Source organism: Pseudomonas sp. S09G 359 (assembly GCF_002843605.1).
Lineage (GTDB): Bacteria > Pseudomonadota > Gammaproteobacteria > Pseudomonadales > Pseudomonadaceae > Aquipseudomonas.
Genome location: NZ_CP025263.1, coordinates 1365887 through 1386552 on the forward strand (window position 1 = coordinate 1365887; position 20666 = coordinate 1386552).

At 59.9% G+C, this 20666-nt stretch carries 21 protein-coding genes; 9 read left to right on the forward strand and 12 right to left on the reverse strand.

The window, feature by feature from the left end:
• Positions 1 to 18: 18 nt before the first annotated feature.
• Together recA and recX are read left to right on the forward strand one after the other, a co-directional pair.
• Positions 19 to 1077, forward strand: a complete 1059-nt coding sequence (gene recA, locus CXQ82_RS06150; RefSeq protein WP_003189042.1) for a recombinase RecA — start codon at positions 19 to 21, stop codon at positions 1075 to 1077.
• 8 nt (positions 1078 to 1085) lie between these two features.
• Positions 1086 to 1553 (forward strand): recombination regulator RecX, encoded by a 468-nt coding sequence (gene recX / locus CXQ82_RS06155; protein WP_101267090.1) that lies wholly within the window; start codon positions 1086 to 1088, stop codon positions 1551 to 1553.
• A 234-nt stretch (positions 1554 to 1787) separates the two neighbouring features.
• On the opposite strand, the gene CXQ82_RS06160 is transcribed toward recX, so the two are convergent.
• Together CXQ82_RS06160 and CXQ82_RS06165 are read right to left on the reverse strand one after the other, a co-directional pair.
• Complete coding sequence (locus tag CXQ82_RS06160) at positions 1788 to 2900, reverse strand: TIGR00730 family Rossman fold protein (RefSeq protein ID WP_101267092.1); 1113 nt, start codon at positions 2898 to 2900, stop codon at positions 1788 to 1790.
• A gap of 293 nt (positions 2901 to 3193) precedes the next feature.
• Entirely contained in the window at positions 3194 to 3634 is a 441-nt protein-coding gene (locus tag CXQ82_RS06165) for a PA3611 family quorum-sensing-regulated virulence factor (RefSeq protein WP_101267095.1), read from the reverse strand.
• Positions 3635 to 3813: 179 nt separating this feature from the next.
• Here CXQ82_RS06165 and CXQ82_RS06170 point away from each other — a divergent pair, with 179 nt between their 5' ends.
• The 3 genes from CXQ82_RS06170 to CXQ82_RS06180 all read left to right on the forward strand — a co-directional run bounded on the left by CXQ82_RS06170 (position 3814) and on the right by CXQ82_RS06180 (position 5761).
• A complete protein-coding gene (locus tag CXQ82_RS06170; protein ID WP_101267097.1) occupies positions 3814 to 4533 on the forward strand; it encodes a tRNA-uridine aminocarboxypropyltransferase in 720 nt (239 codons plus the stop codon).
• A 139-nt stretch (positions 4534 to 4672) separates the two neighbouring features.
• On the forward strand, positions 4673 to 5323 hold the full coding sequence (gene erdR, locus CXQ82_RS06175; RefSeq protein ID WP_101267099.1) for a response regulator transcription factor ErdR: 651 nt from the start codon (positions 4673 to 4675) through the stop codon (positions 5321 to 5323).
• A 75-nt stretch (positions 5324 to 5398) separates the two neighbouring features.
• Entirely contained in the window at positions 5399 to 5761 is a 363-nt protein-coding gene (locus tag CXQ82_RS06180; protein WP_065877192.1) for a diacylglycerol kinase, read from the forward strand.
• A 3-nt stretch (positions 5762 to 5764) separates the two neighbouring features.
• Here CXQ82_RS06180 and CXQ82_RS06185 read toward each other — a convergent pair whose 3' ends face one another.
• Positions 5765 to 6691, reverse strand: coding sequence for a LysR family transcriptional regulator (locus tag CXQ82_RS06185; protein ID WP_177409885.1), 927 nt, complete (start codon positions 6689 to 6691; stop codon positions 5765 to 5767).
• Between the two features lie 123 nt (positions 6692 to 6814).
• Between CXQ82_RS06185 and fpr the strand changes: the two genes are divergently transcribed.
• Positions 6815 to 7594 (forward strand): ferredoxin-NADP reductase, encoded by a 780-nt coding sequence (gene fpr / locus CXQ82_RS06190; RefSeq protein WP_003189055.1) that lies wholly within the window; start codon positions 6815 to 6817, stop codon positions 7592 to 7594.
• 150 nt (positions 7595 to 7744) lie between these two features.
• Here fpr and tsaA read toward each other — a convergent pair whose 3' ends face one another.
• From tsaA to CXQ82_RS06225, 7 genes are all read right to left on the reverse strand, one after another.
• Positions 7745 to 8440 carry a tRNA (N6-threonylcarbamoyladenosine(37)-N6)-methyltransferase TrmO gene (tsaA, locus tag CXQ82_RS06195; protein WP_101267103.1) on the reverse strand — a complete coding sequence of 232 codons (696 nt, stop codon included), beginning with the start codon at positions 8438 to 8440 and terminating at the stop codon, positions 7745 to 7747.
• A gap of 3 nt (positions 8441 to 8443) precedes the next feature.
• The gene (locus tag CXQ82_RS06200; RefSeq protein ID WP_032893248.1) at positions 8444 to 8905 is read right to left on the reverse strand and encodes a DUF1456 family protein; all 462 of its coding nucleotides are present in this window, start codon (positions 8903 to 8905) and stop codon (positions 8444 to 8446) included.
• A gap of 68 nt (positions 8906 to 8973) precedes the next feature.
• Positions 8974 to 9684 (reverse strand): rRNA pseudouridine synthase, encoded by a 711-nt coding sequence (locus CXQ82_RS06205; RefSeq protein ID WP_101267105.1) that lies wholly within the window; start codon positions 9682 to 9684, stop codon positions 8974 to 8976.
• A gap of 206 nt (positions 9685 to 9890) precedes the next feature.
• The gene (locus CXQ82_RS06210; protein ID WP_101267108.1) at positions 9891 to 10358 is read right to left on the reverse strand and encodes a GNAT family N-acetyltransferase; all 468 of its coding nucleotides are present in this window, start codon (positions 10356 to 10358) and stop codon (positions 9891 to 9893) included.
• A gap of 105 nt (positions 10359 to 10463) precedes the next feature.
• A complete protein-coding gene (gene rimO, locus CXQ82_RS06215) occupies positions 10464 to 11804 on the reverse strand; it encodes a 30S ribosomal protein S12 methylthiotransferase RimO (RefSeq protein ID WP_005785474.1) in 1341 nt (446 codons plus the stop codon).
• Between the two features lie 181 nt (positions 11805 to 11985).
• On the reverse strand, positions 11986 to 12321 hold the full coding sequence (locus CXQ82_RS06220; protein ID WP_101267110.1) for an addiction module antidote protein: 336 nt from the start codon (positions 12319 to 12321) through the stop codon (positions 11986 to 11988).
• A complete protein-coding gene (locus CXQ82_RS06225) occupies positions 12318 to 12641 on the reverse strand; it encodes a type II toxin-antitoxin system RelE/ParE family toxin (RefSeq protein ID WP_101267112.1) in 324 nt (107 codons plus the stop codon). Before CXQ82_RS06225 ends, CXQ82_RS06220 begins: the two co-directional genes overlap by 4 nt.
• 411 nt (positions 12642 to 13052) lie before the next feature.
• Between CXQ82_RS06225 and CXQ82_RS06230 the strand changes: the two genes are divergently transcribed.
• The 3 genes from CXQ82_RS06230 (at position 13053) to CXQ82_RS06240 (ending at position 16621) form a co-directional block, all read left to right on the forward strand.
• Complete coding sequence (locus CXQ82_RS06230) at positions 13053 to 14954, forward strand: potassium transporter Kup (protein ID WP_101267114.1); 1902 nt, start codon at positions 13053 to 13055, stop codon at positions 14952 to 14954.
• Between the two features lie 126 nt (positions 14955 to 15080).
• Positions 15081 to 16187: an NADH:flavin oxidoreductase/NADH oxidase gene (locus tag CXQ82_RS06235; RefSeq protein ID WP_101267117.1), complete on the forward strand. Its 1107-nt coding sequence runs from the start codon at positions 15081 to 15083 to the stop codon at positions 16185 to 16187.
• A gap of 248 nt (positions 16188 to 16435) precedes the next feature.
• Positions 16436 to 16621, forward strand: a complete 186-nt coding sequence (locus CXQ82_RS06240; protein WP_101273728.1) for a hypothetical protein — start codon at positions 16436 to 16438, stop codon at positions 16619 to 16621.
• Between the two features lie 111 nt (positions 16622 to 16732).
• Here CXQ82_RS06240 and CXQ82_RS06245 read toward each other — a convergent pair whose 3' ends face one another.
• Together CXQ82_RS06245 and CXQ82_RS06250 are read right to left on the reverse strand one after the other, a co-directional pair.
• Positions 16733 to 18358 (reverse strand): glucan biosynthesis protein D, encoded by a 1626-nt coding sequence (locus tag CXQ82_RS06245; protein WP_101267119.1) that lies wholly within the window; start codon positions 18356 to 18358, stop codon positions 16733 to 16735.
• A gap of 386 nt (positions 18359 to 18744) precedes the next feature.
• Complete coding sequence (locus tag CXQ82_RS06250; RefSeq protein WP_101267121.1) at positions 18745 to 20607, reverse strand: NAD(P)/FAD-dependent oxidoreductase; 1863 nt, start codon at positions 20605 to 20607, stop codon at positions 18745 to 18747.
• Positions 20608 to 20666: the final 59 nt, after the last annotated feature.

Here is a 20666-nt window from a genome sequence, read left to right on the forward strand (position 1 = left end):
GATTACGTGAGGACTTTAATGGACGACAACAAGAAGAAAGCCTTGGCTGCGGCCCTGGGTCAGATCGAACGTCAATTCGGCAAGGGTGCCGTAATGCGTATGGGCGATCACGACCGTCAGGCGATCCCGGCTATTTCTACTGGCTCTCTGGGTCTGGACATCGCACTCGGCATTGGCGGCCTGCCTAAAGGCCGTATCGTTGAAATCTACGGTCCTGAATCTTCCGGTAAAACCACCCTGACCCTGTCGGTGATTGCCCAGGCACAAAAAATGGGCGCCACCTGCGCGTTCGTCGACGCCGAGCACGCCCTGGACCCTGAGTACGCCGGCAAGCTGGGCGTCAACGTTGACGACCTGCTGGTTTCGCAGCCGGACACCGGTGAGCAAGCCCTGGAAATCACCGACATGCTGGTGCGCTCCAACGCCATCGACGTGATCGTGGTCGACTCCGTGGCCGCCCTGGTTCCAAAGGCTGAAATCGAAGGCGAAATGGGTGACATGCACGTGGGCCTGCAAGCCCGTCTGATGTCCCAGGCGCTGCGTAAAATCACCGGTAACATCAAGAATGCGAACTGCCTGGTGATCTTCATCAACCAGATCCGTATGAAGATCGGCGTGATGTTCGGTAGCCCGGAAACCACCACCGGTGGTAACGCACTCAAGTTCTACGCTTCGGTCCGTCTGGATATCCGTCGTACCGGTGCGGTGAAGGAAGGTGACGAGGTTGTCGGTAGCGAAACCCGCGTTAAAGTCGTTAAGAACAAAGTGGCCCCGCCTTTCCGTCAGGCTGAGTTCCAGATTCTCTACGGCAAGGGTATCTACCTGAACGGCGAGATGATCGACCTGGGCGTGCTGCACGGCTTCGTCGAGAAATCCGGTGCCTGGTATGCCTACAACGGCAGCAAGATCGGCCAAGGCAAGGCCAACTCGGCCAAGTTCCTGGCGGACAACCCGGATATCGCTGCCACGCTTGAGAAGCAGATTCGCGACAAGCTGCTGACCGCAGCGCCAGACGTGAAAGCTGCCGCCAACCGCGAGCCGGTTGAAGAAGTAGAAGAAGCCGACACTGACATCTGAAGCAAACGATGACTGTTGTACTCGATACACTCGTCGCCGTTCGGCGCACTGCGATGGACCTGCTCGCTCGCCGCGAGCATGGTCGAGTCGAGCTGACGCGTAAACTGCGTCAGCGTGGCGCAGAGCCCGAGATGATCGAAACTGCCCTTGACCGTTTGACGGAAGAAGGGCTGTTGTCGGAAGCCCGTTACCTCGAAAGTTTTGTGTCCTACCGCGCCCGTTCCGGATATGGACCCGCGCGGATTCGTGAAGAGCTGAGTCAGCGTGGCCTGCAACGTGCGGATATCGACCTTGCCCTGCGTGAGTGCGGTATCAGCTGGCAGTCGCAGCTGGAACAGACCTGGCGACGCAAGTTCTCTGGCCATCTGCCAATTGATGCCCGGGAGCGTGCGAAGCAAGGTCGGTTTTTGAGCTATCGCGGGTTTTCGATGGACATGATTAGCCGCCTATTGAGCGGTAAAGATATGGACGACTGAATCGCAGAACAACACGGCGTCATGGGACAGCTGTGGCAAAAGAGCGTGCTGTGGCAAAAGAGCTTATGGCAAAAGAGCTTATGGCAAAAGAGCTTGTTGTGGCGAGGGAGCTTGCTCCCGTTGGGCTGCGAAGCAGCCCCAAATTCCCACCAGGCTCCCACCAAACTCCCACCAGCCCCCCACCAAAAAGACCCACTATGAAAATAGTGGGTCTTTTTTTTTGCCCTCAAAAAATCACGCCGGCTCCGGTGCCGCCCGCTGCTGCGCCTTCCCCTGAGCCTGGGCCCAGTTCTCCGGCAAGTTGATGTAGTCCACCAATTCTCGCAGTCGCCCCTGATCGCGCCCATTGAAGTTGAACACCAACCGCGTCAAATGGCTGAACCTTGGCTCATCATGCTCCTCACCCGTATAGGCAAGTTGCTGGAACTCCCCACTCAATCGCAGGCTGGCGAACTCTTGCTGCAAATGCGCCAGGGCACGATCACTGAGCGGGTGGTTCATGCGCACCACAAACTCGCGTTTCAGCCAGCGCGTGGAATGGAAGTTGGCATAAAACTGATTGATCTCTTCCACCGCCTCTTCAGCGCTGTACACCAACCGCACCAGCTTGAGGTCGGTGGGCAGGATATAGCGGTTGGCTTCCAGCTGGCTGCGGATAAAGTCCAGTGCGCCTTGCCAGAAACCGCCGCCGGGTGCGTCGAGCAACACTACCGGTACCAGCGGACTCTTTCCGGTCTGGATCAGGGTTAATACTTCCAGGGCTTCATCCAGGGTACCGAAACCGCCGGGGCATAACACCAGCGCGTCGGCTTCCTTGACGAAGAACAGCTTGCGGGTGAAGAAGAAGTGGAAGGACAGCAGGTTCTCGGTGCCATCAATGGTCGGGTTGGCATGCTGTTCAAATGGCAGGGTGATGTTGAAACCCAAGCTGTGTTCCAGGCCTGCGCCTTCATGGGCAGCCGCCATGATGCCGCCGCCGCCGCCGGTGATCACCATCAGGTCCGATTGTGCCAATAGTGCACCGACCTCGCGGGCCAAGGCATACAGCGGGCTTTCCACCGGCGTGCGTGCCGAGCCAAATACCGTGACTTTGCGTCGGCCCTTGAACTGTTCCAGCACGCGGAAAGCGTGGTCCAGTTCGCGGATGGCGCGCAGGGTGATTTTCGCGTTCCAGCGGTCACGGTCGTCCTGGGCCATGCGCAGCACGGTAAGAATCATGTCGCGATACAGGGGGATATTCGGGCTGCTGGGGGCGATCAGTTGGAGTTGAGCTTCGACCTGTTGCGTGAGGTCGATTCCTTTTTCTTGAAAATCACGCAGCAGGAGGTCATTCGATTCATCAGGCATTCAACTTCTCCTTCTTCACAGGGCCTGGGTAGCCGACAGAGATCGTCGGGGCCACGACACTGCATGTGTCGTTGCATGCCGCAGGAGGGCATGCCTCTTTTGCCCTGAAATTGTTACAGAACAGCAGTGAAAACTACTGAGCGTGGACAGATGGGATGGCTTGATCATGGGCCGAAAAACCCTTGTCTGGCAACCGCTTATTAGTCACTCAGTGGGGAGTTTAGCTGCCTGCGGGGAGTTGAAGCGGGGGAGTGCGCGCCACCGGACGGCAGCGCGCGAAGGTCAAGCTGCGCTTACTTTTTCTTCTTCGCCGCAGCCGGTGCAGGGCAGTCCGCTTCCACGAATTTCACCGAGGCTACAGGGCGATTGGTCTTGTTCTCGGTGATTTCGTAGCGCATTACCGCGCCTTTGGCCATCAACTCGCGATACCCCTTGTTCAAGCACACGCTTTGCCCCAGCTGGAAATACACCGCCTTGGGGTTGGCGCGCATCTGTTCGGCGCGATCAGGCATGACGCTCAGGTGGTCGATCAGTTGCATGCCTTCAACGGTATAGGCCACTTCCAGGGTTTTTTCATCGATTTCCCGGGGCAGGTCCTTGTTGCTTTCCGCTGCGACGCTTTGCAGCTTCCGGTTCATTTGCGCCTCCAGCAGAGACGCCGCCTGAGCGGCCACGGGCAATACCAGCGCAAGGGCGATGGATGGGGCGGCAAGACGCAGCGTGGAACGCAACATGAAACTCTCCTGATTCGGTTACTGGTGCATAGACCAGCCACTGGGCTGTGCGTTCAGTGGCGCGCGATTATAGGTGAGCGCTTGCCACTACAGCCAGGCGTATCGCTGGTAAACTACGGCTACTTCAGCCTGCCACGAGTTTCTTCCGTGTCGATTTACCCCGCCTTGCGGCGCACCCGATGAGCCACGCCGTCTCCCGCCTGCGTACCCAGCGTCTGGCGCGCGCCATAAAACCTTTCGTCAATCGAGGTTCCCGCGCCGAACGTTGCCCCGGTTGCCGGGTCATCCCCGAGTACTGCCTGTGTGCCTGGCGCCCCAAGGTCGAGACCAAGTCGGCCATGTGCCTGCTGATGGCTGACGTTGAGCCCATGAAGCCCAGCAACACTGGCTGGCTGATCGCTGATGTGGTCGCCGACACCAGCGCATTCGCCTGGGCGCGCACCGAGGTCGACCCGGATTTGCTCACCTTGCTGGCTGACCCACAATGGCAGCCCTATATCGTGTTCCCCGGCGAATTCGTGGCGCCTGAGCGGGTGGTCAGTGAGGTCAAGGTGCAGGCGGGCAAGCGCCCGCTGTTCATTCTGCTGGACGGCACCTGGAGCGAAGCGCGCAAGATGTTCCGCAAAAGCCCGTATCTGGAGCATCTGCCGGTATTGAGCCTGGCTCCGGAGCAGCTCTCGCGTTACAAACTGCGCCGCTCCAAGCGTGATGACCATTTCTGCACCGCCGAAGTGGCGGCGCTGTGCCTGGAACTGGCCGACGATGGCATTGCCAGTGAAGTACTGGACGCCTACCTCGACGTTTTCAGCACCCATTACCTGGCGGCCAAGTTCCTGTTGCCGTTGGACCCTGCGGACAGTGCCCATACACGGCTTGCGCCCTATATCCCAGGGGTATAACCAGACGACGTTTGCATGATGGCACCGTACACCTGCAACCCGCTAAAATGCCCACGGGCGTAGCGCTTGACCCCCCAGGCTACGCTGGGCATGCTGGGCGCCGATCAGGGGCCCCCCTAAAAACAGGATCATTTAATCAATGGCCACATACGAAATCCTGATAGCCGATGACCACCCGCTGTTTCGCAGCGCGCTGCATCAGGCCGTGACCCTGGGCCTCGGTCCGGATGTACGCCTGGTCGAAGTGGCCAGCATTGCCGAGCTGGAAGCCCGCCTCACCGAAAAATCCGACTGGGACCTGGTGCTGCTCGACCTGAACATGCCCGGCGCCTATGGTTTCTCGGGGCTAGTGCTATTGCGCGGGCAATACCCGCAGATCCCGGTGGTAATGGTGTCGGCCCAGGAAGAAGCCGATGTGGTGGTGCGCTCCAAGGAGTTTGGCGCAAGCGGCTTCATTCCCAAGTCCAGCGCGATAGAAGATATCCAGAAGGCGGTGCGCACGGTGCTCGATGGCGACGTGTCCTGGCCACCGCAGGCGTTTGAAGAAATCAACGTGTCCGACGAAGCCAAGGCCGCCCGTGATGGCCTGGCCAGCCTGACGCCCCAGCAGTTCCGGGTGCTGACCATGGTGTGCGAGGGTTTGTTGAACAAGCAGATTGCCTATGAGCTAAGCGTGTCGGAAGCGACCATCAAAGCCCACGTCACTGCGATTTTTCGCAAGCTGGGCGTGCGCACACGCACCCAGGCGGCGCTGCTCTTGCAACAACTTGAGTCAATTTCGCAGCATTAAGTTGTTAACAATTCACGCTTTTTTGACTTTGCGTGAACTAGTTTTCCCACTCCTTCAGGTCAGTTGCCTACGTCTATGTCGCCTTTCAAGGGTCAAACCGGTATCAAACGTATTTTCAATGCAGGGGGTTACTCCCTGGATGGCCTGCGCGCGGCGTTCACGGGTGAGGCGGCTTTCCGTCAGCTGGTGTTGCTCAACGTTATCCTGATCCCGCTGAGCTTTTTCCTCAATGTCAGCCGGGTCGAGCGCGCGCTGCTGATCGCGGTATGCCTGTTGGCGCTGATCGTTGAATTGCTCAACTCGGCGGTTGAAGCCGCCATCGACCGCATCTCCCTGGACCGCCACCCCCTGTCGAAAAACGCCAAGGACATGGGCAGCGCCGCGCAGTTCGTGGCACTGACCATGATTACCCTGGTTTGGGCCGTCATCCTGGTTTAAGCCTCAGGCGATGCTCGGCAGCACGATCTCGTCGCTGCGCTGAACCCCGGCGGTAAAGGCGCGGCACAGTTCCAGGAACTCGCGCATGGCCGAGGTCTGGTACTTCTGTTTATGCCAGATGAAATAGAACTGCCGGGCCAGGTCCAGGTCCGGGGTTTCCACCGGTACCAGGCTGCCACGGCGGAACGCGTCGCGCAGCGCCAGCCGCGAGATGCAGCCAATACCCAACCCCGACTCCACCGCGCGCTTGATCGCCTCGGTGTGTTCCAGCTCCAGGCGGATATTCAGTGTGCTGCGGTGATGGCGCATGGCCTGGTCAAACGTCAGGCGCGTGCCCGAGCCTTGTTCCCGCAGGATCCACGCTTCGTGGGTCAGCTCTTCCAGCGTCGCCACGCCGCGTTTGGCCAGATGATGCTGCGGCGCGCAGAACACCACCAATTCGTCCTCGACCCAGGTTTGCACCTCGATGTCCGGGTGGCTGCAGTCGCCTTCGATTAGACCCAGGTCAATTTCGTAATGCGCAACCTGGTGCACGATATTGGCCGTGTTCTGCACGTGCAGCTTTACCTGGCTCTCGGGGTGCTGCTGCATGAAGCTGCCGATCAGCAGGGTGGCCAGGTAATTGCCGATAGTCAGCGTGGCGCCGACCGCCAGGGAGCCGAAGCCGGACTTGCCGTTCAGCAGGTCTTCGATCTCCTTGGCCTGGTCCAGCAAGGCTACGGCCTGTGGCAGCAGCTGGTGACCGAGAGCGTTGAGACTCAGGCGTTTACCGGCGCGATCGAATAATTGGCAGCTGGATTGACGCTCCAGCTCGGTGATCGAGGTGCTGGCGGCGGATTGAGATAAGGCCAGAAGGCCAGCAGCGCGTGAGACGCTTTCCTGCTGGGCGACGGCGACGAAGACTTGCAGTTGACGTAGAGTAAATCGCATATCTATATAACCGATAACCCTTATCTTAATAATCCAGTTAACAGATATTGTCGCCGCCATTAGAATGCTGTGCAATTGCGCATCTCATCTTGGCGCAGACCCATTTCCAGGAGTCCCCCGTACATGAGCAACATGAACCACGAGCGTGTCCTCAGTGTTCATCACTGGAACGACACTCTGTTCAGCTTCAAGTGCACCCGCGATCCGGGCCTGCGCTTCGAGAACGGTCAGTTCGTGATGATCGGCCTGCAACAGCCTAACGGCCGCCCGCTCATGCGCGCTTACTCGATTGCCAGCCCGAACTGGGAAGAGCATCTGGAGTTCTTCAGCATCAAGGTGCCCGATGGCCCGCTGACTTCCCAGTTGCAGCACTTGAAGGAAGGCGACGAGATCATCATCAGCAAAAAACCGACAGGCACCCTGGTGCTTGACGATTTGAAGCCGGGCAAACACCTGTACCTGCTCAGCACCGGTACTGGCCTGGCGCCGTTTATGAGCGTGATCCAGGACCCGGAAACCTACGAGCGTTTCGAAAAAGTCATCCTGTGCCACGGCGTGCGTTACGTCAACGAAGTCGCCTACCGCGAATTCATCACCGAGCACCTGCCGCAGAACGAATTCTTCGGCGAGGCCCTGCGTGACAAGTTGATCTACTACCCGACCGTGACCCGCGAGCCGTTCGAAAACGAAGGCCGCCTGACCGACCTGATGCGCAGCGGCAAGCTGTTCAGTGACATCGGCCTGCCACCGATCAACCCCGAGGACGACCGCGCCATGCTGTGCGGCAGCCCAAGCATGTTGGACGAGACCAGCGAAGTGTTGAACAGCTTCGGCCTGAAAGTTTCGCCACGTATGCGTGAGCCGGGTGATTACTTGATCGAGCGCGCGTTCGTCGAGAAGTAATCCGGTCAGCCCATGTGCTGACCAAGCAACAAAGAAGATCCAAATGTGGGAGGGGGCTTGCCCCCGATGAGCGAGTGTCAGTTGATACATCCCTGACTGACACACCGCTATCGGGCGCAAGCCCCCTCCCACATTTTGCTTCCGGTTTCTTCAGTTGGCTGGGAGTACTTCCAGCACACAAATCACCCCAGCCTCGGGATAGTGCCAACGCACATCCACATCCCAGAACTGCGCACCATATTCCCGCTCCGGGCCCGGCGTCTGATACGCCGGCCGTGGGTCCTGTGCCAGGCACTGATCAATCAACTCCACCAGGGGCTCGCCAAGCCGCTGAGCATGGCCTTGTGCCTGTTGCAGCGCGGTCTTCAGCCACTGCACCGGAATCAGCTGCGGCGCGCCACTGGCGATGCTGTTGGTGGCCGTGTCGATAATGTCGGCGTAGGGCACATACGGCTTGATATCCAACACCGGCGTGCCATCGAGCAGGTCAATCCCGGATATCCACAGACGGCCCGGCTCGACCTTGTCCAGCTTCACCACTGACTGGCCGATGCCGTTGGGCCGATGGGTGGCGCGGGTGGCGAACACGCCCATGGACGTGTTGCCGCCCAGGCGCGGCGGGCGCACTTTGAGGCGCGGCTTGTCTTCCAGGGCCTGGTGGAACAGAAACAGCAACCACACATGGCTGACCTGCTCCAGGCCCTGCACGGCCTCACCCCCGTCGAACGGTGCCACCAACTCCAGCACGCCGCGGGCGGCAGGCGCCAGTTGCGGTTGGCGTGGGATGGCGAACTTCTCCTTGAAGCAGGAGCGCACGAAGCCGACGGGGGAGACGTTGTAGCTCATGGCTTACGCACGAACCCGCAGGGTCAGGCCCTTGAGGAAGTTGCGCAGCAACTGGTCGCCACAGGTGCGGTAGTTGGTGTGGCCGAACTTGCGGAACAGCGCGCTCAGCTCAGGCTTGGACACCGGGAACTCGGCCGCCTTGAGGATGGCGTGCATGTCGTCTTCTTTCAGTTCGAAGGCCACGCGCAGCTTTTTCAGGATGATGTTGTTGGTCACCGGGGTTTCGATCGGCTGCGGCGGGCGGCTTTCATCCTTGCCGCGCTTGAAGATCACCAGGCCGTCGAGGAAGTGCGCCATTACCTCGTCCGGGCAGAACACAAAGCCTTCTTCCTCGTCTTTCTTGAGGTAAGTCAGCAGGTCGTCCTTGGTGACGTCCATGCCGCCGAGCTTGATGATCTCGACCATCTTGTTGTCGCTGATGTCGAGCATGTAGCGCACGCTGCGCAGTACGTCGTTGTGAATCATGGTGGGCAATCCTGGTATTCAACTGAGGACACCGCCAATCAGGCGGTGTCGAGAAAAGGGGGAACGGCTTAGAACTTCTCTTTGCCGGACAGGTAACGCCACTGGCCAACCGGCACTTTGCCGATGGACACGCCGCCGATGCGGATGCGGCGGATGGCGATGACTTTCAAGCCAACGGCTTCGCAGAACAGTGCGATTACGCCTGGCTGCGGGTTTTTCATCGCAAAGCGCAGGCGGTTTTCGTTCTGCCAGCTGGCTTTTACCGCCGGCAGCTCTTTGCCCTTGTAGGTCAGGCCGTGGTTCAGACGGTTCAGGCCGTGGGCAACCATGTCGCCTTCAACCTCCACCACGTATTCCTGCTCGATCTTGGCGGCATCGGCGGTCAACTTGCGCAGGATTTTCCAGTCCTGGGTAAACACCAACAGGCCGCTGGCCTTGGCTTGCAGGTCGGCGCTGGCGGTCAGGCGCAGGAAATGGCCTTTGAGCGGGCGCTTGCTGAAGCGGTGTTCTTCGGACAGGGTCTCGGCACTGATCGAGGCCATGGCCGTCTCGGCATCCACGCCGACTGGCGCATGCAGCAGGATGGTCACCGGCTCTGGCACGGTAGCCTTGGCTTCCGGGTCCAGTTCGACTTTTTCGCTGGTGACCTTGAACTGCGGCTCGTCGATCACTTCACCGTCCACCGAGACCCAGCCGCCTTCGATAAACAGCTCAGCCTCCCGACGGGAGCAACCGACCAGTTCGATAAGGCGTTTGGAGAGGCGTATGGGGTCAGTCATGACAAGGGCCGTAACAAAAGGGGGCCGCTATTGTACCTGCCTGGAGCCGGTTAATCCCGGCTCCATTTCAGTGCCGTAGCTTTATCGGTAGGTACACGGTTCAAAATGTGGGAGCGGACTTGCTCGCGAAAGCGATAGACCAGGCAGCCCATCAGGTGGCTGACACACCGACTTCGCGAGCAAGCGCCACATTTGTTCGGTGTGTGTCAGCCACTGCGCAGATGCTGTTGGCGCACCCGCAGATGCAATAACGGGTACGGCTGGCCCAGGCCATCATGCTCGGTGCGCCCGATCACCTCGAAGCCTTGCTTGAAATAAAAGCCCAGCGCCTGCGGATTCTGTTCGTTGACGTCCAGCGCGTCGGCGTTCATGTGTTCGATCGCATACCGTAGCAACTGCCGGCCCAGGCCCTGGCCCCGGTGGTGCGGGTCGATGAACAGCATCTCGACCTTGCCCGCCGCCACCCCGGCAAAGCCGGTGATGCGTTGGCGCGCATCCTTGGTGCAGATCAGCATCACGGCATCCAGGTAGCGGGTCAGCACCAGATTCTTCAGCAGCACAATGTAACTGTCCGGTAGAAAATCATGCGTGGCCCGTACCGAAGCCTCCCAGATTTGCGCCAGTTCGGCGTAGTCGCTGGTTTTAGGTGTGTGGATGACTGAATGCTGACGCATGCCCGCTGCCCCTTGCCGATGATTGGCGTCGATGAGCAAAACGATAGACCTAAAAAAGCCCCGCATCTTGTCCAGAAGCGGGGCTTTTTCAAATATTTACACCGATCAGTCGCGCTTTTCAGCCCACAAGTCGTATTCGTCGGCGTCGGTCACGGTGCACCAGACCTTGTCGCCTGGCTTCAAACCGCTGGCATCGTCGATAAACACGTTACCGTCGATTTCCGGCGCGTCGAAGAAGCAGCGGCCAACCGCGCCTTGCTCGTCGACTTCGTCGATCAGCACTTCGATTTCCTTGCCGATGCGCAGTTGCAGGCGCGCCGAGCTGATGGCCTGTTGGTGCGCCATGAAACGCTCCCAACGGTCCTGCTTGACGTCGTCCGGCACCACGGCCAGGTCCAGCAGGTTGGCCGGCGCACCTTCCACTGGCGAGTACTGGAAGCAACCCACGCGATCCAGCTGCGCTTCGGTCAGCCAGTCCAGCAGGTACTGGAAGTCTTCTTCGGTTTCGCCAGGGAAGCCGACGATGAAGGTGGAGCGGATGATCAGCTCCGGGCAGATCTCGCGCCAGTTCTTGATGCGCGCCAGGGTCTTGTCTTCGAAGGCCGGGCGTTTCATGGCCTTGAGCACTTTAGGGCTGGCGTGCTGGAACGGGATGTCCAGGTACGGCAGGATCTTGCCGGCGGCCATCAACGGGATCAGCTCGTCCACGTGCGGGTACGGGTAAACGTAGTGCAGGCGCACCCACACACCCAGGCTGCTGAGGGCTTCGCAGAGTTCGGTCATGCGGGTTTTTACCGGCGCGCCGTTCCAGAAACCGGTGCGGTATTTCACGTCGACGCCGTAGGCGCTGGTGTCCTGGGAGATCACCAACAGCTCTTTCACGCCGGATTTGACCAGGCGCTGGGCCTCGTCGAGCACGTCACCGACCGGGCGGCTGACCAGCTTGCCACGCATCGACGGGATGATGCAGAAGCTGCAGCTGTGGTTGCAGCCTTCGGAAATCTTCAGGTACGCATAGTGGCGCGGGGTCAGCTTGATGCCTTGCGGCGGCACCAGGTCGATCAGCGGGTTGTGGTCCTGACGCGGCGGCACCACGTCGTGCACGGCGTTGACCACCTGCTCGTACTGCTGCGGGCCGGTCACGGCCAGCACGCTTGGGTGCACGTTGCGGATATTGCCTTCTTCCACGCCCATGCAGCCGGTCACGATAACCTTGCCGTTTTCCTTGATGGCTTCGCCGATCACTTCCAGCGACTCCGCCTTGGCCGAGTCGATGAAGCCGCAGGTGTTGACCACCACCACGTCAGCGTCCTGGTAAGTGGACACAACGTCATAGCCTTCCATACGCAGTTGCGTGAGGATGCGCTCGGAGTCGACCAGAGCCTTCGGGCAACCCAGGGAAACAAAGCCAACCTTGGGGTTGGCCTTTGCGATGGTGGTGGACATGTCTAACCTCGGTATTGAATGACGCCACCAGTCGGACACGACAGGGCAGCGGACGGGCACTTGGTGTGCCTCTGATCAAAAAGTGCGCAATTCTAGCGACGGGCAGCGCACTTGACCAGCTTTATGCAGGGAAATGCGACGAGTGCTGTATTGAGTCATTCACGCGACCGTTACCACGCTCTTAAGCCCGGACGTCTTGCTCTGCGCGGTGCGATACAACTTTAGACATGCCCACGCCTAACGCTTGAAGCACTTTCAAGAGGGTGGAGAGCTTTGGGTCGCCGCCGACGGCGATGGATCTGTAGAGATTGGCTCTATTGAGCCCCGTGTTATGCGACAAGCGGAGCATTCCGCCACGCGCTTCCGCCACTCGACGGACAGCGACAAGAAACGCGTCCTCACCACCCGCTTCATCGATTTCTTCAAGCGCGACAGAGAGGTATTCGAGGGCGAAAGCTTCGTCATCTCGGAGCATTTCAAGAACGCTATCTTCATGAGAGCGAGTACGGATAGTCATTTTTGCTGCACCTTGTAAGATTTCCAGAGAACCTTGGCCTGATCGATGTCGTTCTGTTGTCTGGCCTTTGAGCCACCGCCCAACAGGAAAACAACTGTTCGGTCCTGAATTGCGTAATACACGCGAAACCCCGGCCCAAAATCGAGCTTCATCTCATGCACCCCTTCACCCACCGGCTCGGTGAGGCCAAAGTGCCCCAGGGACGCTCGGTCCACTCGGGTTGTGATTCTTGCTTTTGAGCGCGTGTCTTGCACGGTGTCCAGCCAAGCTTGGTAGATATCCACGCCATTGGCAGACAGCATGTGTTTCACTTCGTACATGAGGAATGTACCTTAAAAGAGACAGGTCGATGATTGAGTTTTTATATCGACTGCTCGCGCCGTGAGGGGGCACGATTTATTGATCGGGTAAGCCGGCCACGGAGTTCCCGCCTACACCTCTGAGGTAGCGATACTGAGCCGGGCCAAAATATACGGTTGTCCGTAATGCGATCAATGCAGGCAAAAAGGCTCCAAAATGCCGTCTCATTTATTACGCACTTGCTAAAACGACGCCTAAATCACTTCAGCAGCGAAATGCGACGAGTGCTGCGCTATGCTTCGCGCCGTTGCACACAGGTAAAACTCCTGGGTCAATAAAACGTCTGTTACGAGAAGTAAAACAGCGCATGCTAGGGTCAGCTTAGACGCGTTGTTTATAAAAGACCGCAGGTCAAAGGGCAGGAGTGGTTGATGGGTCACGCGAGTAGTCAGGCAGCAGGTGCCGAACAGTCAAACGCCAAGCCGATCGGCATGCTGGTAGCGGCGGTCGGGGTGGTTTATGGCGATATCGGTACCAGCCCGCTCTACACCCTTAAAGAGGTGTTCAACGGCGGTTATGGGGTGCAGGTCAACCATGACGGCGTATTGGGGATTCTGGCGCTGATCTTCTGGTCGCTGATCTGGGTCGTGTCGATCAAGTACATGTTGTTCGTGCTGCGCGCTGACAACCAGGGCGAAGGCGGCATCATGGCCCTCACTGCATTGGCGCGACGGGCGGCAGGGGAGCGCAAGAAGTTGCGCAGTTTCCTGGTGGTCTGTGGCCTATGCGGCGCGGCGCTGTTCTACGGCGACAGCATGATCACCCCGGCGATTTCCGTCTTGTCGGCCATTGAAGGCCTGGAACTGGCGTTCGACGGCCTGGAAAAATGGGTGGTGCCCATCGCGCTGGTGGTGCTGGTGGCGCTGTTCCTGATCCAGAAACACGGCACCGACCGCATCGGCAAGTTGTTCGGGCCGGTGATGGTGACGTGGTTCCTGGTACTCGGCGGTCTCGGTGTGTACGGCATCACCCTGCACCCTGAAGTGCTCAACGCGTTGAATCCAATGTGGGGTGTGCGTTTCTTCGAAGCTCACCCAGGTATTGGCGTGGCCATCCTCGGCGCGGTGGTGCTGGCACTGACCGGCGCCGAAGCACTGTACGCCGACATGGGCCACTTCGGCCGCAAACCCATCGCCCGCGCCTGGTTCATCCTGGTGTTGCCAGCGCTGGTGCTCAACTATTTTGGCCAGGGCGCCATGCTCCTGGGTGACCCGGAAGCCGCGCGCAACCCGTTCTACCTGCTGGCGCCGAGCTGGGCACTGATCCCGCTGGTGGTGTTGTCCACCCTGGCCACGGTGATTGCGTCCCAGGCGGTGATTTCCGGCGCGTTCTCGTTGACGCGCCAGGCGATCCAGCTGGGCTACATCCCGCGCATGCATATCCAGCACACTTCCAGCGCCGAGCAGGGCCAGATCTATATCGGTGCGGTGAACTGGTCGCTGATGGTCGGCGTGATCCTGCTGGTATTGGGCTTCGAGTCCTCCAACGCATTGGCCTCGGCCTACGGCGTGGCAGTGACCGGCACCATGCTGATGACCACCATCCTGGTGTCGGCGGTAATGTTGCTGCTGTGGAAATGGCCACCGGTGCTGGCCGTGCCGGTGTTGGTCTGCTGCTTGTTGGTGGACGGCCTGTACTTTGCCGCCAACGTACCGAAGATCATCCAGGGCGGCGCCTTCCCGGTGCTGGCCGGGATCGTGCTGTTTGTGCTGATGACCACCTGGAAGCGCGGCAAGCAATTGCTGGTGGAGCGCCTCGACGAAGGCGGCCTGCCGTTGCCGATCTTTATCGGCAGTATCCGTGTGCAGCCGCCCCATCGAGTGCAGGGCACCGCGGTGTTCCTCACCGCACGGCCCGACGCCGTGCCGCATGCGCTGTTGCACAACCTGCTGCATAACCAGGTATTGCACGAGCAAGTGGTGCTGCTGACGGTGGTCTATGAAGACATCCCGCGTGTACCCGCCGCACGGCGCTTCGAGGTGGATGCCTACGGTGAAGGGTTCTTCCGCGTGATCCTGCACTTCGGCTTTACCGATGAACCGGATGTGCCGGAAGCCTTGAAGCTGTGCCATCTGGATGACTTGGATTTCAGCCCGATGCGCACCACCTACTTCCTCAGCCGCGAAACCGTGATTGCCTCGCGCATCAAGGGCATGGCGCGTTGGCGCGAAGCGCTGTTTGCGTTCATGTTGAAGAACGCCAACGGCAACCTGCGCTTCTTCAAGCTCCCGGTAAACCGGGTGATCGAGCTGGGCACCCAGGTCGAAATGTAAGCCTTTGCAGCACGGGAGCCGGCAATCGGCTCCCGCTTTGCGTCTGAACCCTGTGCAATCCACTGTTGTCGACTAGGCTCTAAGCACTGTTTGAATAGTGCCCACAGAACCCAGAAGAGGTGCGCCATGAGTCAGCTGCTCGAACCCTATACCCTGCGCCAATTGACCCTGCTCAACCGCATTGCCGTGTCGCCGATGTGCCAATACTCGAGTGTCGATGGCCTGGCCAATGACTGGCATCTGGTCCACCTTGGCAGCCGCGCTGTCGGCGGCGCCGGTCTGATTTTTACTGAAGCCACGGCCGTGACGGCCGACGGCCGCATCACCGCCGAAGACCTCGGCCTGTGGAACGACGCTCAGATCGAACCGCTGCAACGCATCACCCGCTTCATTGCCGCCCAGGGCGCAGTGGCCGGCATCCAGCTGGCCCACGCCGGGCGCAAGGCCAGCACCCATCGGCCGTGGATCGGCAAGCACGGCAGTGTCAAGCCGGCAGATGGCGGCTGGGTGCCGGTAGGGCCGTCGCCGATTGCCTTTGACCCGCAGCACACCCAACCCAAACCGCTGGACGAGGCGCAGATCCAGCAGGTGGTCGCCGACTTCGTTGCCGCTGCCAAGCGCGCGTTGACCGCCGGTTTTGAAGTGGTGGAAATCCATGCGGCCCACGGTTACCTGCTGCATCAATTCCTTTCGCCCATCAGCAATCAACGCCAGGACAGGTACGGCGGCTCCTTTGAAAACCGCATCCGCCTGGTGTTGCAAGTGACCGAGGCGGTGCGTGAAGTCTGGCCCCAGGAGCTGCCGCTGTTTGTGCGGGTGTCGGCCACCGACTGGGTGGAAGATGGCTGGAACCCCGATGAAACCGTGGAGCTGGCCCGCCGCCTCAAGGCCCTGGGCGTGGACCTGATCGACGTGTCTTCGGGTGGCACTGCCGCCAACGCCGAAATCCCCACCGGCCCCGGCTACCAGACGCGCTTCGCTGAGCGGGTGCGCAAGGAGTCAGGCATTGCCACCGGCACTGTAGGCATGATCACCGAACCGGCCCAGGCTGAGCACATCCTGCGCACCTGCCAGGCCGATATCATCTTCCTCGCGCGTGAGCTGTTGCGCGACCCGTACTGGCCGCTGCACGCCGACGATGACCTGGGCGGGCGCAAGGCCACCTGGCCGGCGCAGTACCAACGGGCGACCCATCGCGATCAACCGATTCATGAGTCGGACCTGCGGGACTGACCTCGCGCGCGTCCTATCAAAACCCACCCTGATCCGGTGGGTTTTTTCTTGTCTGAGGCTGTGGGATAGGGCTGTAGGTATTTGTTACCCAAGCAGTTTTTTAAGTGAATACTCTAAAAAATCCCACGCGTGGTGAGATTGTTTCTACGCTTAGGGTAAGTCTGATTCCTGGCCCAGGGAGTCAGGACCTTCGCGGGATGCAGGTGATGGGCGCCAGGAGTTTTGATCTGAATCAGGAGAAGCAGTCCATGGCCAAGTCTGATTGCGTTGCGGGTGTGGTGGCGTCTTTTCTGGCACGCAGGGGGTTCTTGCGTGGCCGCCGGTTGAGTTCGGACGAGGCCGAATTGCTCGCGCAGTATCGCGCCCTGACCGAGAGTGACCAGGTGGCGATGCGTTATCTGATTGGAGCGATGAAGAGTGTGTCGCGGTTTTAGAATGTGGGAGCTGGCTTGCCCGCGATGCAGGCACCTCGGTGTGTCAGTCACACCAAGGTGATGCTATCGCAGGCAAGCCAACTCCCACACAGCCTGCTTTGGGTCAGGATATCAGGTGTACTTACGCAGCTCCGGCGCCGGCGGGAAGTACTGGTACAGCCAGGTTTCACTCAAGGTGCGGTCCTGGGTGCGGATAAACAGCCGCAGTTCCACCGGCTCCACGCTGTCGCTGGTCGGGTACCAGTCGAACAGGATGCGGTAGCCCTTGATGTTGTCGAGCACCAGCACACTGAAGTCTTTCACTTCGCCGTGGGAGCAGGTCACCACCGGCTCGATCCCAGTGCCGGCCGGCAGGCGATCCAGGCCGCCGCCTTTGAAGTCCACGGCAAAGCGGCGCGCCCACACCTCAGGGTAATGCTCGCCCGGTGCCCAGCCCTCGATAAAACCACCCATGCCGGAACGGGTCGCGTCGACCTGCGCCAACGGCGTGCTCACCGGTGGCAGGGCGCTCCAGTACAGCTTGTAGCCATAGTTGAGCGAGTCGCCGGCGGCCACAGGTTTTTTCGGCGTCCAGAAGGCCACGATGTTGTCCAGGGTTTCGCCGGTGGTGGGGATTTCCAGCAGGTCGATCGAGCCTTCGCCCCAGGCGGTGGTCGGTTCTACCCACAGGCTTGGGCGTTTGCTGTACCAGTCCACGGTGTCCTGGTAGCTGGCGAACTCATGGTCGGTCTGCACCAGGCCGAAGCCTTTCGGGTCGGTGTCGGCAAATGCGTTGAACTGCAGCTTGGCCGGGTTGTTCAGCGGGCGGCAGATCCACTCGCCGTTACCACGCCACATCGCCAGGCGGTCCGAATCGTGGATCTGCGGGTGGATGGTGTCGCACATGCGGCGCTCGTGAGTGCCGCAACTGAACATGCTGGTCATCGGCGCGATGCCCAGTTGCTCGATGGTGGTGCGCGCGTTGATATGCGCGTCGATGGCCATCACCACCTGGTTGGCCTGGCAGTCGATATCGAAGCGGTAGGCACCGGTGGCGCTCGGCGAGTCGAGCAGGGCGTAGACCACAAAGCGGGTAGCGTTCTTGTCCGGGGTTTCGAACCAGAACTGCGTAAAGTCGGGGAACTCCTCGCGCTTTTTGGCGTAGGTATCAATCGCCAGGCCACGTGCGGAAAGGCCGTACTGGCCGGTGGAATCCACCGCGCGGAAGTAGCTGGCGCCGAGAAACGACAGCACGTCGTGGCGGTCCAGTTCCGGCGCCTTGAACAGCTTGAAGCCGGAGAAACCCAGGTCGCCGGTCAACTGTTTGGTGTCGACCGTGGTTTTTTCATAGTTGAACAGTGAAGGGCGGAAATGCACTTCGCGGGCTTCACGGGTCTGTGGGTCGACGCTGTGCATGCGCACCGGCGTCTTGAAACCCATGCCGACGTGGAAGAACTGCACGTCCAGCTGGCCGTTCAATTCTTTCCACAGCGAATGCTTGCCGTCGTAGCCGATGGCGTTGAAATTCTGCGGGGTCATGGTAGCCAGCGTCGGTGGCAGCACCTGTTTGGTGTCTTTATACGCGGTGCCGGCGAGCTGCTTGGCCTGGGCCTTCAGCGTTTCAAAATCGAACGCCACGGCCTTGCCATCGGCGGCACGGTTCCCGGCCCAGGCTTGCGCGGCGAGCAGGCCGCTGGCCGATAAACCGGTGTAAGCCGCAATGGCCATGGACGCTTTGAGCAAATTCCTGCGGTGCATAGAGACAACCTGTCGTGAGCAAATCCCGCGCCGTTCCTGGCACGTGCTGGATCAGAAATTACGGTTCGGACATGCCTTCGGCCAAACGCAACGGACATTAAACAGACGCCGGATAGCTTAAGCGGTTCGATGCTGTAGGAAAAATGATTGATAGCGGGGTGATGGCGTTGCATATGAAACAAGACGTTTCCGGCTCTGTGGATGAACACCCTACTCAAATATTGTGAAGATCAAAATGTGGGAGGGGCGGTGCGACGATTCGACTTGCCCCCGATAGCGGTGTGTCAGCCAACACATTAAGTGACTGGCCCACTGCCATCGGGGGCAAGTCGAATCGTCGCACCGCCCCTCCCACATTTGTTTTTTATTGCCTGTTAAACCGTATTTCAGGCTACTTCACCCACTGCCCGATACGCCTCATCAATAGCCGCATGCGCATACGCACTCCACGCCGCATCCGAGTTGGCGATACTCACATGCCCCACCGGCTTGCGCGCCAGGTTCATCAGCGCTTCGCTTTCATCGGCATCATCAAACAGGCTGTTGGAAAAATACGCATAACCATGGGACCAGCGGTTCACCGTGATCCCGAGGATGTCGGTCTGGTGGTTGAACCCCCCCGGGCCGAGCATGCGTTGCAGCTGATCACGCAGCTGCGCCTCGAGTTGCTCAAAGGTCTGCCCATACAACTTGCCGCGCCCGGCGCGCGCCTGGTCGCGGGCATTCATACCGCTGTTGGGGCTGGTGGGGACGTAGACCATATGCAGGCCAATCGGCTGCGTCGGGTCGCGCGGGTGGTCGTAGCCGCCCATGCTCACCGGGTAGTCCAGCTTGATGCGACTGTAAGGCTGGGTGGCCGCATAAATCTCATGCACCCCCAGCTTCTGGAACGACTGCCAGTTGCGAATCACCACCTTGGTGTACACCAGCGGGAACTTCACATTCTGGCTCAAGGCATGGGCCTGGGGCGCCGGCAGGTCTTTGAGCAGGTAGGGGATCATCATGTTGTAGCAGGCCAGGATGCAGCGTTTGCCACGCACCTGTGCGAGTTGCCCACCCCGGCTGTAGCCGATATGCACGCCATCGCCCACGTTGCGCACGCTGACTGCCGTGCTGTTCAAGCGCACCCGCACCGGGGCCTTGGGCTGGTCGAGCTTGGCGTAGTCGAAGGCCGCCAGCACGACATCGTCCATGCTGTGCCCTGGCGCCACGCCCGGGACCAGGCTGCGCACCAGCAGGCGGGCGAGTGACGCGTTGCCATCCGGAAAGTGATAGATGTAGGGTTCTTCCATTTCCGCGGCAGCTTCTTCGCTGATCGGCGCCAGGTTCATCCCGCCGAAGCCCGGGAAACCCACGCTATAGGCGTCGGACGACGCCACCGCATCAATGCTCAAGGCCATGAAGTCGTTGGTACGGCTCTGGAAGTATTTCACTGCACCTTGCGACAAACCTACGTTTTTCAGCAGGAAATCGCGGTAGCTGGTGGCCGCCAGGTAGTCGGCCTTTTCTTCGGCGGTCTTGCCCGGCAGGTAGTCCTTGGGTGCGGTGTGCAGGTCGATCAGGGCCTGGCGGTCTGCCGGTGGCAGCGGGAAGTCATTGATAAAGTCGCTGATGGAACGCGCATGTAACTGGTCTGGCGCGATGTCGTCGGCCACCATCGGCGTTGGGTCACCGGTCACCAGTTTGTCTTCGCCGAAGTTTTCCTTGTCGAAAAACACCCCGCGCGACAGCCCCAGGCCTGGGTAGAACTGGCGGTCGAACGCCGTTTCGAAGCGCTTGATATTGACCCCGAGTTTTTTCAGCAGGCCGTTCACTTCCTTGCTGTACAGATGGTTTGGTGACTGGAAGGCCTCGCTGCCGCCATAGCCGATGATCATGCGGCCACCGGCCTGGAACTCATTGCGCTTGGCGTGGCCGCCGAAGTCGTCGTGGTTTTCCAGGATCAGGATTTTCGCCTGCGGGTGCTTCTCGCGGTAGAACCATGCCGCCGACAAACCGCTCAGGCCGCCGCCGACCACCACCAGGTCATAGTCCTCGCTGATCGGCAGTTTCTCGGTGTCGAAGACCTTTTTCTCCCACCCCATCTGGTGCGCCACTTCGAACGAGCCGACATGGCTGCCGCGCAGGCCGGTGAGGGCGGGGGGGTAGTAGCGGCCGTTGGGCGCGGCCTGGAGGATTTGCAGCGGGGTCATGCCAGCGGCAATAGTGATGGCGACGCCGTTGAGGAAGTCGCGGCGGGTGATGTCCATGGGAACCTACGAAATTATTGTTATAGGGAGATCCCTTGTGGGAGCAAGCCCGCTCCCAC